Consider the following 12,172-nt stretch of genomic DNA (forward strand, 5'->3'; position numbering starts at 1 on the left):
TCTAACTTTTGGAGGTCGGTATTTTTTATGGTTAAATATACTTTTGAACTTAAATTAAAGATCGTTCATGATTATTTGGATGGCAAAGGCGATTGGACCGTAAAAATCCAGATCAAGAGATTGAAGCGGAAATGCTTAAAATTCGGGAGAAGCACAAGGATTATGGCTGTTTACGGATGACCAATGAACTAAGAAACCGCGGTTTCTCTATCAATAAAAAGAAAGTTCAGCGCTTGATCAAGAAGCTAGGAATAAAAGTAACGGCATACACGCGTAAATCACGTCGCTACAATTCTTATCGAGGAAAAGTTGGAGCAGTAGCCAAAAATCGGATCCATCGTCGTTTCTACACCAGTATCTGCCATCAGAAAATCACGACGGATACAACTGAATTTAAATACCATGAAGTGGATGCCAAAGGCATTATCCGTCAAAAGAAATTGTATCTAGATCCTTTTATGGATATGTTCAATAGTGAGATTTTATCCTATCGTATCTCTGAAAAGCCCAATGCATTAGCGGTAATGGAAGGTTTGGAGGAAGCTATCCAGACCACTAACGATTGTCCCTATCGTCGTACGTTTCACTCAGATCAAGGTTGGGCGTATCAAATGAAAGCTTATAGAAACAAATTGAAGGAGTACAAAATCTTTCAAAGCATGTCTCGGAAAGGGAACTGCTTAGATAATTCACTTATGGAGAATTTTTTTGGCTTATTAAAACAAGAGATTTTTCACGGGAAAGTTTATAACTGTTTCGAGGAATTAAAATCAGCCATCGATAGCTATATCTATTACTACAATAATGAACGGATAAAACAGAAATTAAACTGGCAAAGTCTCGTCCAATTTCGTAAAACAACCGTAACGGTTGTGTAAAAATATCATTTTAGAGCATAAAAAAAAGGAGTGGATTTCTCCACTCCAAAAAAGTCTAACTTTTGGGGGTCACTACAGTGTCACAGTCCTTTTTTTAGTAAAAGGATACATTTCTTCCTTGTATATTCCATGCGTGTTCGTGAGAAAGCATATATAATTTAATTAACAGATAGTTAGGGGGAGAAAAAATGATTTTTTCAATTACAATGAAACTGGTGTTCGGGTTGATCGGTTTATTATTAGTGGTACGTTTGCTTGGGAAGAAATCCATGTCAGAAATCACACCGTTTGATTTAGTCTATACGCTTGTTTTAGGTGGGATCTTAGAAGAATCAACCTATGATGACAATGTCCATGTAGGGCATGTCCTACATGGACATTGCGCTTTGGGCAGTAATGATTTATGGTATCGAACGTATCGTCCAAAAAAATGAAAAGGTCAATCGTTGGGTCAAAGGCGAGCCATCTGTTCTAATCAAAGACGGCGTCATCAACATGACAGAGTTGACAAATAACCATATCGAGATGGAGCAGTTGCGAGCAATCTTAAGACAGCAAGAATGCTTTTCTCTTGAAAATGCCAAACATGTTATCCTAGAGAATGCCGGTCAAATGAGTGTATTGAAAAAATCAGATGAAGACAAAGCTTTATCGATCCTGCTTGTAGATGAAGGGCAAATTCAGCATAAAGTGCTTCAGTCCAATCAATTGACTGAAGCATGGCTTATGGAGAACTTGAAGAAAGAAGGCTATGCAGATGTAAAACAGCTGATTTATGTTGAATGGTCAGAAGAAAAAGGGCTCTACATACTAAATAAAGAAGACGTCATGCATGAATCTTACCGAATAGATGGATAGATAGACAGAGGTTGTGAAATCAGCGCCTTGGCTTGTTACTCAAAACTAAGCGACTTTTTCACAACCTCTGATATCTAATATACGTTGTTCCAGAAGTTGCTTCTTCGAAAAATAAGCCAAAATTCCACAAAAATTTAAGAAGCAATTTTCGAAAAATCCTTTCTTATTTTTTGAAGTTGATCACTTCTGTCACAACCTCTCATGTCACAAACCATTTTTTTGTTTCCTTTAACTCAATATACCGTACGTCTTCCCACAATATCGGCTGATGGTCAATCATAAAGTAATCTTCATAGGCTTCACCAATGAAGTGCCCTTCGACCTCATCCAAGAGTCTTCCAAATTCATCTTTTAAATTGAGCTGAATGATTACTGCTTTACGAGATAAAAAGGCTTCTGTCAGTATACTATCGATTTCTTGCAATGTCATTTGTTGTTTAGGAAGAGGCTGTTTGCGTGCTTCTTCTTCATTTTTTTTGATACCGTTGACTAGTTCTTCCATCGCAAAAGCAGTCCCCCATTTTAATCCAAATGGCCGATCTCGATACTCGTTATAGTCAATGAATTTTTTTGCTGTCCGTCTCATCTTTTCCACCTTCTAATCCACTCATACCACCTGCATGCCCGCCAACGAGAGAACTACGTGCGATGGCGCGTCCTCCTTGCAAGAGACTATGCGCATGGATGATTGATTGAAAGCCGTATTTTTTTCTAATCGTATCGACAACAAAATCAACTTTCGCTTCATTTATCTGCTTTTCAGGATCTTCAAAAAGGTTAAGCTGTAAACCTGTCGCGTATACGAGGTCGGAACAGTTCACGCCTACACGCCGAATATCCTGGTAGTGGTAATGCTGGTGGAAAATGGTCAATAAAGCATCTGCTAGATCTCTGCTAGCATTTGTCGCTTCGATTTTCATTTGCTGGTGAAACCCGGTCTTGCCATTTGGATCAAGATAGCCTAAAGAGTATCCTACCCATAAGCTGACTACTTGTGTTTTTGCTGCAGATCGTCTCAAGCGAGTGCCGACTTGGTCGGCCATTTCTTTGATAACGATCTCGATTTCTTCTCGTCTTGTATAATCTCTATCTAGGATTTGACTATTTCCGATACTTTTTGATTTTGGTGTATATTCTTGTCCCAAAAAACTTCGATCGATGCCCCAAGCATGGGCATAAAGCTGAGTACCGATGACCCCTAGCTTGCTTTTCAAGTGATAATAATCCGCGTGAGCTAAATCATAAACAGAATGTATACCCATTTGTTTCAGACGTTTTGCTGTTCGTTTGCCGATTCCCCAAAAGTCAGTGATATCTGAGATTTTCCATAACTTTTCTGGTACATCTTCATAACGCCATTCAGCAAACATTTGCTTTCCGTCTTTTGAGCCATTGTCTAAGGCTAGTTTAGCAAGTAGCGGGTTATCGCCAATTCCTATAGTCGTGTAGATTCCGGTCTGCTCAAACACATCTTTATGGATCAGTTTAGCCATGTCGTACGCATTTGTTTTACCAAAGAGTGCCATGCTATTTGTTACATCAAGGAAGCTTTCATCGACGGAATAGACATGATGGTTCGCTTCGTCTGCATATTTTTTATAGATAGAATTGATTTCTCTGTTCTTTTCCATATAATAGGCCATCCTTGGGGCAACAATATATAAATCACTTGGATAGGGGAAGGGAAGATCTCTGGCACGGCTGATATTGGTGATGCCGTAAGCTTTTTTTGCTGCAGGACTGGAAGCCAAGATTAATCCGCTACCCCGTGTTTCTGTCGAATCGGACGGATAGGACATGACTACTAATTTAGTTGTAAGGGGATCAAGATCCTTTTCAACGCACTCTACGGAGGCGTAAAAAGATTTGCAGTCAATACATAAAATATCTCTTGAAGGTTCTTTTTCATAAACAAATACCGGATTTTGATTCGCCCACATAACAATCACCTCTTCAACACAATTAGAACACACGTTCTCTTTCCGTGTCAATAAAAAACAGCAATTTTCAAATACGAGCAAAAGGCTCACATTTGGAAATTGCTGAGAGGTTATTTTTATCTATTTGTTTTTAGCTGAGATCGTTGATTTTTTTATCAAACATGAACAGCTTCTGGATCGATCTTTGTTGTCCCATTTCCAATGTGTGCAACATAAAATTCCGGAGCATAGCCGACAACTTTCATGTATTCATCATAGACATTGTTTTTGAAGGCAGGTATATTTTCTTCTTTGACAAGAGCAATCGCACAGCCACCAAATCCAGCTCCTGTCATTCGTGCACCTAAGACACCTTCTTGTTTTTGAGCAGCATCTACTAGTGTATCTAATTCGATCCCAGTTACTTCATAATCATAGCGAAGAGAGTGGTGAGAATCATTTAACAGTTGACCAAATGCTTCTAAGTTCCCAGCTTCTAATTCAGCTTTTGCCTTCAAAGTCCGCTGATTTTCAGAAACGGCATGGCGAGCTCTGCGTATCAATGTATCATCGCCGATTTGGTCAATAGTTGATTCAAATTCTTCTTCATCTAAGTCTCCTAAAGAAGAGATAGGCAAAGTTTTTTGCAAACGTGCCAAGGCTTCTTCGCATTCGCTACGGCGTTCATTGTATTTTGAATCTGCCAATTCCCGCCGCTTATTCGTATTCATGATGACGATTGCATAACCATCTAGTTTCACTGGAACCATTTCGTATTTCAGCGTATTTGTATCTAATAAGATTGCATGATCTAGCTCACCGAAGCCGATGGCAAACTGATCCATGATACCTGAATTGACACCGATGAATTCATTTTCTACTTTTTTACCTGTTTGGACTAGTTCCAAGCGATCTGTTTTTAAATCAAACAGATCTTCTAATACAACACCTACTAATAATTCTAATGAAGCGCTACTGGAAAGTCCTGCACCATTAGGGATTGTTCCTTCCACTAACAACTCAAACCCATGATCGATTGAGTGTCCAGCTTCTTTTAATTTAAGGACCATTCCTTTTACGTAATTTGCCCAGTTTGCTTTTTTATCATATTCTAGCTCATCTAAAGTAAAACTAATGACACCGATATCGTCAAAGTTTGTGGAATAAACTAATATTTTATTATCGTCTCGAGGTGCTGCTACACCTTGCGTTCCATAAGTGATGGAAGCGGGGAAGACATGGCCTCCATTGTAATCTGTGTGTTCACCAATCAAATTGATGCGTCCTGGTGAGAAGTATTGTGTAGTTTTTTTAGGTCCGAATGTTTCGGCAAATTTTGTGTTTAAGCTTCTTTTGATTTCCATGATGAGTTATTCCTTTCTTGTTTTGATTTTGAATTCTGTCACTGTTTCAAATACTGATCCGGCTTTTAAATGAATCGAACCAAATGCTGAGAAGCGCTCTGCACCTGGAGCTGTTTGAGTCTCAAATGTGATGCCACCGTGATGTGCCAGTTTTCGGTTGCGCATTTCTGGTGTTTCTGTGCCGAAATTTGCAGTGAAAATAACCACACTAGAAGCATCTGTAGCAATACCTACTTGGATTCTTTTATCGGGGCTAGTCAAGCGAGCGGCTTCTTTACCCAAGCCGGTTTCTTTTAAGAAAAATGGATGATCGATTCCGTCAACAAGATTTTTTTGATCCAAATCACTAGCAAAAACGGACGCTAATTTTTTAGGTATTTGAAAATCGAAAGCACTTCCTGCAGCATTTTCTTTTACCCCTATAGGAATACTATCTGTTCGCAAAGGAGCATAAGCTTCGCTATTGAGCCAAAGCTCATGTTGATCGATTGACTGAGAAGCATCTCCCGTCAAGTTGAAGTAAACATGATTTGTCGGATTGAATAAAGTATCTTGGTCACTGGTGCCGCGAGAGGTCACTCGCCAGATATTATCTTTTGTCAAAGTATAGCGGATTTCCACATCCATTGTACCTGGAAAACCATGTTCTCCGTCGGGACTTGTAGTAGTAAAAATGACAGAAGCTTCATTTTCGCCATTCAAAATGACATAAGACCATTTTTTTAATTCAAATCCAGGAGCACCACCATGCAGATTATGTCCAGTTTTTGGATCTGTGGCTAATTGGTAAGTTTTTCCATTGAGAGAAAAGCGGCCATTTTCGATTCTCCCTGCGGTGCGACCGATAGAAGCACCGATATACGGATCTTTTTCGATATATTCTTCAGCGGTGTCAAATCCCAAAACTAATTCTCGATCATTTGATTTTAAACTGACGATTCTAGCACCTAAATCAGAGATAGAAAGTGCTAGCTTGTTTTTGTTCTCCAAGGTTATCAAGTGATAACCTTGGCCAAAATCTTTTTCTGTAATCTTCATTTTCAAGATCCTTTCTTAATGGGAAGGAACTACTGCATCGTGAAGTTCATCTTCCATTGTATCAGCTGGAGCCAATTTGTTTTCCAATTCCTCAACGATTTGTGCATGTTTTTTCTCTGTCAATGTAATCTTCCAAGCAAAAATAATAGCGGAGAAAATCATCAAAGCAGCAGGAGCATAGAATGCATAAGCTTTGAAAGTCGTTACGCCATGAGCAGTGATATCAGCAGCAGTAGCATTACCAGTCATCCCAGAAGCGATAGCGACAAACCCTACGATCCCGTTAGACAAAGCACCAGCGATTTTATCTAGTAAAGGGCGAATTGATAGAGTAACAGCTTCGTTACGGATACCATTTTTCCATTGACCATATTCAACAGAGTCTGTGATCGTCATCAAAGCGGATAAGAAAATCAATTGTTGAGGGAAGTAGAACAATACTAGCCCGATGATAACGATTGGCAAACTTGAACCTGCGATCGTAAAGAAAAAGTAAGAAGAAATCATCATTGCGATCCCTCCAAGGTAAACGTAGCGACGAGAGATGACGCGTGTAAGCATTGGGAATAGTGGAACAGCTACTAAACCAAGTAAGGCAGCAACTAGACCAACGATCCAAAATTCAGTTGGTTGGCCAAGTACATATTTGAAGAAGTAGAATAATACGGCAGTTGTTGCTACATTGGCAATCGCATAAGCGATATAAGCAAGGGCAAGCCACATCAACTGATCATTTTGAGCAACTGCTTTGAACACATCTTTGATCCCAGCTTTTTCATTTTGCTGACGGATCGCAGTATCGACTTCTTTTGTGCCCAAGGCAGTGATAATCGCAGTACCGCCTGAAATAACAGCAGCAATCACACCGAACCAGAACCAGCCTGAAGCGCCTTCAATATGTTTATGAGTAACAAGATAGGTAAAGAAAGTAACGATAGGGACAACGACTAGAGTAGTACCATTTGCACCTAGAGAAGAGCCGAAACGAGCAAACGTAGCAAATTTTTCACGTTCCTTTGTTTCCGTACTCAAAGCTGGAATCATTGACCAAAAAGCGATATCCTTAAATGAATAAAAACTATCCAATAAGATGAAAACGATTGCAAATAATATGATAAATAAAGTCGTATTATGAGTAGCTAAGCCAAAGAAATTGGTAAAGATTGCTACCAAGAGTACGGAACTAACAACGCCGCCGATAACTAACCATGGTTTGAATTTACCGTATTTTGTACGAGTATTATCGATGATGCCACCAATCAAAGGATCAAAAATAATTTCAACTAAGCGGATACCTACAACTAAGCTTGTAACTGTAGCAATCATTTTTGCATTCGTTGCCTTATCTGTTCCTGCGAACATCTGGCTTGTCACGAATACCATAAAATAAGTGCTTAATGTAACATAGAATGTGTCGTGTCCAAAAGCGCCTAAAGCGTAGGACACACGTTGGATCATTTTGCTTTTCATAATCTGTATTCCTCTCCTGTTCAATATATAATACTAAGTAAACCGGTTACAACGAATAACAAAGATCTTTTAATGACTTAAACTTAACAAGAAATCGCTTCCTTTTTAATATATTTCTGTGACTTTTATTTAACTTTTTGTTGCATTATACTAAAGGAGTAAGGAGGGATAGACGTGGAGCAATCGATTTTTTTAAAAAAGGAACATCAACAAGTAGAAAAAGAATTGTATTTTGATTTTTGTGGTTTCTCTAAAACGATGCCGTTTCATTCTTTTGGTCCTGCTATTCGCAATGATTACATCCTGCATGTCGTGATGGAAGGCAAAGGATCTTATCATGTGAAAAATCAACAATTCCAATTGAAAAAAGGTGATCTGTTCTTGATTCGTCCAGGAGACTCGACGTTTTACTTATCAGATGGAGAAGATCCGTGGATGTATTGCTGGCTTTCATTTGGTGGGAGTGCTGCAGAAGAAATCATTCGGCAGTCGCTTTTCAGAGAAGACCAATACACGATGGTCTCTTCTGACATACAAAAATATATCGACATTATTTTAGAATGCATGAAAGATACGGAAGAAACCTTGGAAAATGAATTACAGTTAACAGCATTAACCTACCGTTTTTTATCAGTCCTTTTAAAAGATGGCGGAAAGGTCAGCGGTGGTGTACAAAAGGTTCATTCCTCTTTAGCTGTTGAAACAGTCAAATACATCGAGGCACATTATGCTGAAAAATTGTCTGTTGAGGAAATCGCCCAGCATTTAGCGGTCAATCGGAGCCATTTGTCGCGAGTATTCAAAAATCATATGGGTACCAGTATCAAGGAATATTTGATCGGGGTACGGATCAATCGAGGGGCGTTTCTTCTTTCTCTGACGGATGAATCCGTGGAAAGTATTGCCTATCAAGTAGGGTTCAATAGTCTAGTCGTATTTAGCCGAATGTTCAAAAAGAGTACCGGAGAAACGGCTACGAACTATCGTAAACGTATGAAAAACGAAAATTTTAAGAATATTGCTTTGGATACCTTGAAAAAACAGTTGGAAAAACAAACCGCAGTTTCTTGGACAACCTGATTAGTCTGGTTAAAATGACAAGCATCGGCAAAAGAAACTTGTGGCGGTTATGCTACACTGTAAAGCGAAGACTAAAAAGGAGGAAAAGGGATGCGTACACTTATCATCATTAGCCATCCAACGATCGAAGAATCTTTAAATCAGCAATTTTTCAAAGAAGCTTCTGCTGGTTTACCAGCTACTTGGCATCATTTGGAATCAAGTTATCCAGACGGAAAAATAGATATAGAGACTGAACTACAGCTCTTGGCCCAGCATGATCGGATCATTTTCCAGTTTCCGTTTTACTGGTATAGTTCTCCTGCTCATTTAAAAATTTGGCAAGATAATGTCTTGGAACGAGCAGCACATGTATTAAAAGGGAAAGAACTAGGAATCGTATTGACAACAGGTGTGGCGGAAAAAGAATACCAAGCTGGAGGAAAAGAAGAATATACGATTTCCGAATTTTTGAGGCCGTATCAGCGAATCGCAAATAAATTCCATATGACCTATCTTCCGCCATTCGTTTTAGCACAATTTATGTATTTATCCCAGGAAAAACGTTGGGAGAAGCTAATTGCTTATCAGCAGTATCTCTCATTGGAAGGCAAACCATCGCTGACTCAGCGGATTGACTGGTTTATTCAAAGAGTACAGGAAAATCAGAAAATGCAGGAAGAAGAATCTGAAAAACAAGCATATATCGTAGAAGCACTGACTGAGGCAAAAGAGCAGATCGAAGACTTGACCTTTACACTGCAAGAAATGAAAGGAACTTCATTATGACAAATGATTGGCTGATCCAACAATTAGATGAATTAAGCGAAAAATCAGAATATCAAGACCGTGCGCTCTTATATGAAATAAAGAAACTGATGGCTGAGATAGACGAACGAACAATGCAGCTGCAAGGAGAAATCGACGGACAATCTTGGAATCATCTCAACTGGTGAAATTTTCTTATAAATAACAAAGATAAAAATGTGCACAGCGACAATTATTTGCTACAATAAGAATATGAAGCGTTTGATAACGCTATTATACATAAAAATTGGTGGTGAAAAAAATGTATGATGAAAATGAGTGGGGAGAAAATGTTCGGATGACCCGAAGAAGACAGCAAAAACAGGCAGCTCGTAAGCGGATGATCATGATTGGGGCAGCAGTTGCCGTGTTTTTGATCATAGCAGGAGGAGTTGCGGGTCTATATTTTCATGGAAAAAATTCGTCAGAAGCGAAAAGTACGACCATAACGGAAACAACGACAAAGAAAACAGAGACGAAACAAACAAGTGAGTCATCAACTAAAACAAAAGAGACACAAACTTCTGAAGAAAAAACAGCAAATGGTTTGCCAGAGCAACTTCAAGCAATCGTAAATGATTATTCGAAAAAGATCGAAGAAAAGACGCCTGCATTGATTGAAGAATACCAGACAGAAATTCAGGGAAATCAAGAGGGAATAGCTGGTTTATCAGCAGTTGCTAACCAAAAAGCACGTGAGCTTCAAGCAATCTCCGACGAAGGGATCAGAAAATTACGTGCAGCGTATCAGGCAGCAGAAAATAAAGACGGTGTAGACTTAGATACTTTGATCAATCAATTATCGGCTAATTATACGAATCATGTCGCTAAGATTTCCGATATTTATTTGCAGACTAGCGCCTCTCTTCAAGCAGAGTCAACAAGCACACAAGACACAACATCTTCTGATTCTGAGACAGCAGAGTCGGTAGAAGCTTCTGAAATGCAAGCTCGAACAACACAAGACACAACAGATTCCTCTGAAACTAATACCAACAGCGCGACTTCACAGGCTGCGACAACCGTAGTTTTGGAAGGAGAAGGTCCAAATCAAATAGCCGAACGAACTGGCGTACCAGTAGAAACGATCTTGTCGCTGAATGGGATGAGCATGGAGAATTATTTCCTGACTCCCGGTGAGACGCTAAAATTGAATTGATAAAAGCAATAAAAAAGAACGAAGCTTCCACTAAGGTGAAGCTTCGTTCTTTTTTTATTTTCCGGTTCTTTTTTCGCGTACAAAGTAATGGATCGTCATGTAAAGCAAGAAAACGAGTCCAATAATCAATGAGATTCTCGTTTCAGGATTGATAAACATGAAAATCAATACGATAGCTAAAAAAGCAAGTGTCACATAATTCGTATAAGGAGATAGTGGCATTTTAAAAGGATGATCATGCATTTTATCTGCGTGCTTCTTTTTGAAGCGAATCTCGCTGATCAAAATCACTACCCAAGGAACCATACCAGGCAAAATACTTGAGCTGTATACGAAAACGAAAATATTTTCTGACTGGTTGATGAACATTGGTAGAAGATAATTTAAGATCAGACCAATTAAGATTCCACCTGAGATTGCTACGACAGGATAAAAAGGCGCACCGTGACGAGATAGTTTCAGAAATTTTTTAGACATCTTTCCATTTATGGCAAGTGTATAGACCATACGACTTGCGCTGAAAATCCCTGAATTGCAACCTGATAATGCCGCTGTAATCACGACAAAATTAATCAGTCCTGCAGCAAATGTAATGCCGACTTTAGAAAAAGTTTGTACAAAAGGTGAACCAATCTCACTCAATTGATTCCACGGATAGATACTCACAATGATAAAAATAGCACCAATATAAAAAATCAAGATTCGACCGATAGTGGACTGGACAGCTTCAATGATCGTCTTTTTAGGATTCTCTGCTTCACCAGCAGTCATTCCGATCAGTTCGATTCCTTGATAGGAAGCAACAACGATCGATAATGCAAAGAAAAATCCTTTGACGCCTCCAGTGAAGAATCCACCATTTTTCCAAAGATTTGAAATCCCTACTGCCTGACCATGATTACCAAATCCAAATAAGATTACCCCAAGACCTGCAATGATCATCAAAATGATCGTTATGACTTTGATGATCGAAAACCAAAATTCTAATTCGCCAAACGCCTTGACAGAAATAAGATTTGCCAGCATAAGAAACAAGACGACAATGATTCCGGGAATAATTGCCGGCAAATCAGGCCACCAATAATTCATATAAGATCCTACAGCAATCACTTCACTTATTCCTACGACAATATATTGAAAAATATTACTCCAAGCGGTCAAGTAGCCAGCCACAGGATGGATGTACTCGCTCGCGTAATTTGCAAAAGAACCAGTCGAAGGATCAACGTAAAGCATTTCGCCTAAAGCACGCATAATCAAATACAAAAAGAATCCTGCAATCGCATAGGCTCCCATCACTGAGGGCCCTGTCCAACGTATGGTTGAGGAGGCACCCATAAACAGACCGACACCGATCGTTCCACCTAGTGCGATCATTTGGATATGACGGGCACTAAGACTTCGAGTTAACTTTTTTTCTTCCATACAAAAACTCCTTTCGTTGTTGAGTCAACAAGAAAAAATAATCAAACGTTTCAACACATGTTTTTCATTATTAGGTTAGCCTTATTGAACTCTTGATGTGATTCTACAGAAAATTTTCATAAAATGCGAGGAAAATTCGAAAAAAACTTTTTCATCATTCTACTTGAAAATGCTTTCCATTTTAGTTAAACTATA

At 39.0% G+C, this 12,172-nt stretch carries 10 protein-coding genes and 2 pseudogenes; 6 read left to right on the forward strand and 6 right to left on the reverse strand.

Annotation, left to right across the window (positions count from 1 at the left end; all coding sequences use genetic code 11):
- Positions 1–80: 80 nt before the first annotated feature.
- Positions 81–878 (forward strand): annotated as a pseudogene (locus tag PYW34_RS02115) (IS3 family transposase); the annotation flags it as partial.
- Positions 879–1,066: 188 nt separating this feature from the next.
- Positions 1,067–1,736, forward strand: a pseudogene (locus PYW34_RS02120) (DUF421 domain-containing protein).
- 199 nt (positions 1,737–1,935) lie between these two features.
- Here PYW34_RS02120 and PYW34_RS02125 read toward each other — a convergent pair.
- The 5 genes from PYW34_RS02125 to PYW34_RS02145 form a co-directional block, all read right to left on the reverse strand.
- Positions 1,936–2,322 (reverse strand): hypothetical protein, encoded by a 387-nt coding sequence (locus PYW34_RS02125; RefSeq protein WP_002293692.1) that lies wholly within the window; start codon positions 2,320–2,322, stop codon positions 1,936–1,938.
- Positions 2,294–3,676 (reverse strand): Y-family DNA polymerase, encoded by a 1,383-nt coding sequence (locus PYW34_RS02130; RefSeq protein WP_002286860.1) that lies wholly within the window; start codon positions 3,674–3,676, stop codon positions 2,294–2,296. Before PYW34_RS02130 ends, PYW34_RS02125 begins: the two co-directional genes overlap by 29 nt.
- A 155-nt stretch (positions 3,677–3,831) precedes the next feature.
- Positions 3,832–5,019 (reverse strand): galactokinase, encoded by a 1,188-nt coding sequence (locus PYW34_RS02135; RefSeq protein WP_002286858.1) that lies wholly within the window; start codon positions 5,017–5,019, stop codon positions 3,832–3,834.
- A 6-nt stretch (positions 5,020–5,025) separates the two neighbouring features.
- Positions 5,026–6,057 (reverse strand): aldose epimerase family protein, encoded by a 1,032-nt coding sequence (locus PYW34_RS02140; protein WP_002293690.1) that lies wholly within the window; start codon positions 6,055–6,057, stop codon positions 5,026–5,028.
- A gap of 15 nt (positions 6,058–6,072) precedes the next feature.
- Positions 6,073–7,527: a glycoside-pentoside-hexuronide (GPH):cation symporter gene (locus PYW34_RS02145; protein WP_002293689.1), complete on the reverse strand. Its 1,455-nt coding sequence runs from the start codon at positions 7,525–7,527 to the stop codon at positions 6,073–6,075.
- Between the two features lie 174 nt (positions 7,528–7,701).
- Between PYW34_RS02145 and PYW34_RS02150 the strand changes: the two genes are divergently transcribed.
- The 4 genes from PYW34_RS02150 to PYW34_RS02165 all read left to right on the forward strand — a co-directional run bounded on the left by PYW34_RS02150 (position 7,702) and on the right by PYW34_RS02165 (position 10,552).
- Positions 7,702–8,607: an AraC family transcriptional regulator gene (locus PYW34_RS02150; RefSeq protein WP_002286852.1), complete on the forward strand. Its 906-nt coding sequence runs from the start codon at positions 7,702–7,704 to the stop codon at positions 8,605–8,607.
- Between the two features lie 90 nt (positions 8,608–8,697).
- Positions 8,698–9,375 carry an NAD(P)H-dependent oxidoreductase gene (locus PYW34_RS02155; protein ID WP_002286851.1) on the forward strand — a complete coding sequence of 226 codons (678 nt, stop codon included), beginning with the start codon at positions 8,698–8,700 and terminating at the stop codon, positions 9,373–9,375.
- Positions 9,372–9,542, forward strand: a complete 171-nt coding sequence (locus PYW34_RS02160; RefSeq protein ID WP_002286849.1) for a hypothetical protein — start codon at positions 9,372–9,374, stop codon at positions 9,540–9,542. Before PYW34_RS02155 ends, PYW34_RS02160 begins: the two co-directional genes overlap by 4 nt.
- Positions 9,543–9,655: 113 nt before the next feature.
- On the forward strand, positions 9,656–10,552 hold the full coding sequence (locus PYW34_RS02165) for a LysM peptidoglycan-binding domain-containing protein (protein WP_002286848.1): 897 nt from the start codon (positions 9,656–9,658) through the stop codon (positions 10,550–10,552).
- Positions 10,553–10,606: 54 nt separating this feature from the next.
- Here PYW34_RS02165 and PYW34_RS02170 read toward each other — a convergent pair whose 3' ends face one another.
- The gene (locus PYW34_RS02170; protein ID WP_002333422.1) at positions 10,607–11,977 is read right to left on the reverse strand and encodes an amino acid permease; all 1,371 of its coding nucleotides are present in this window, start codon (positions 11,975–11,977) and stop codon (positions 10,607–10,609) included.
- Between the last annotated feature and the right edge of the window lie 195 nt (positions 11,978–12,172).

The organism is Enterococcus faecium (genome assembly GCF_029023785.1).
GTDB classification, from domain to species: Bacteria; Bacillota; Bacilli; order Lactobacillales; family Enterococcaceae; genus Enterococcus_B; species Enterococcus_B faecium.